The sequence below is a fragment of the Leyella stercorea genome, assembly GCF_021531355.1.
GTDB lineage: Bacteria > Bacteroidota > Bacteroidia > Bacteroidales > Bacteroidaceae > Prevotella.
Genome location: NZ_JADYTS010000158.1, coordinates 1 through 1355, shown reverse-complemented (window position 1 = coordinate 1355; position 1355 = coordinate 1). Strand labels below are relative to the sequence as shown.

1 protein-coding gene is annotated in these 1355 nt (G+C 53.6%); it reads right to left on the bottom strand.

Annotated elements, in window-relative coordinates:
- Window positions 1-179: 179 nt before the first annotated feature.
- Window positions 180-1316, bottom strand: coding sequence for an aspartate aminotransferase family protein (locus tag I6E38_RS14775; RefSeq protein WP_235394697.1), 1137 nt, complete (start codon window positions 1314-1316; stop codon window positions 180-182).
- Window positions 1317-1355 lie beyond the last annotated feature (39 nt).

Sequence of the window (1355 nt, the reverse complement as noted above, 5' to 3'; positions counted from 1 at the left end):
GGAGTGATGTGATGGGCTACTTAAAGCCTAACCCCTCCCCCGTAGGGAGGGGAATGGTATGCTGGGCTACTTTATTTTATTGTTTATTTAAATCTTATTATTATTTAATCCCAAAAACTCCACCTTCAAATCATACCGCTCCCCTCCCTACGGGGGAGGGGCTGGGGGTGGGGCTTTTATTATTTAAGACACTTTTCAAACTTCTCCACAAACTCATCTGCCTGCTGCTTTGTCAGGCACAGCGGCGGAAGCAGACGCAGGATATTGGTAGAGGCGCATCCCGTGAAGCAATGCTCCTCGTGGATGAGTCGCGAGCGCACGTCCTTATGAGGCACGTCAAGCTCTATGCCTATCATCATGCCACGACCGCGCACGTCGACGATATGGCTGTTATGCTGCTGCATCTCCTTGAGTTTGCCAATAAGATACTCGCCCACCTCATGCGCATTCTCTACGAGATGCTCGCTCTCCATGACGTCGAGCACGGCGAGAGCGGCTGTGCAAGCCAGATGGTTGCCACCGAACGTAGTGCCGAGCATGCCATAGACTGGTTTGAACTCGGGCGAGATAATCACGGCACCCATCGGGAAACCGTTGCCAATACCCTTGGCACAGGTGATGATGTCGGGACGAATGCCGAGCCACTGGTGGGCGAAGAACTTGCCGCTACGTCCGTAGCCGCACTGTATCTCGTCGCAGACGAGCACCGTGCCGTACTTCTTGCAGGCTGACTGCAGACCCTTGGCAAACTCCTCATTAGCCATACGTATTCCGCCAACACCTTGTATGCACTCGATGATGCAAGCGGCTACGTCGCCCTTGGCAAGCTCGCGCTCCCATGCCTCAAGGTCGTTGAGCGGCAGATAGGTGACGTGACCGCAATCGTTGATGGGCGCGATAATCTTGGGATTGTTGGTCACCTCAACCGCCAGCGACGTACGACCGTGGAACGCTTTCTCTGCCGAGAGCACACGTGTGCGACCGGTATGGAACGAAGCGAGCTTCAGAGCGTTCTCGTTAGCCTCAGCGCCTGAGTTGATGAGGAACAACTGATAGTCGTCATAACCGCACGCCTTGCCCAACCGTTCTGCCAACTGCTGTTGCAGAGTGTTGATGACGGAGTTGCTGTAGAAGCCGAGCTTCGACAACTGGGCGGTAAGCATCGCGGTATAATGCGGATGACAATGACCTATAGATATGACGGCATGACCGCCATAAAGGTCAAGATACTCGGCGCCGTGGTCGTCCCATACGTGGCAACCGGCACCCTTGGTGATGTTAATATCGAATAGGGGGTAAACGTCAAATAAATGCATATCTATAAAATAAAAAAGAAGCCCCACCCCTGACCCCTC

What these genes read in the sequence shown, in the direction of transcription:
- I6E38_RS14775 (WP_235394697.1), bottom strand. Translation starts at nt 1,316, where the DNA reads ATGCATTTATTTGACGTTTACCCCCTATTCGATATTAACATCACCAAG.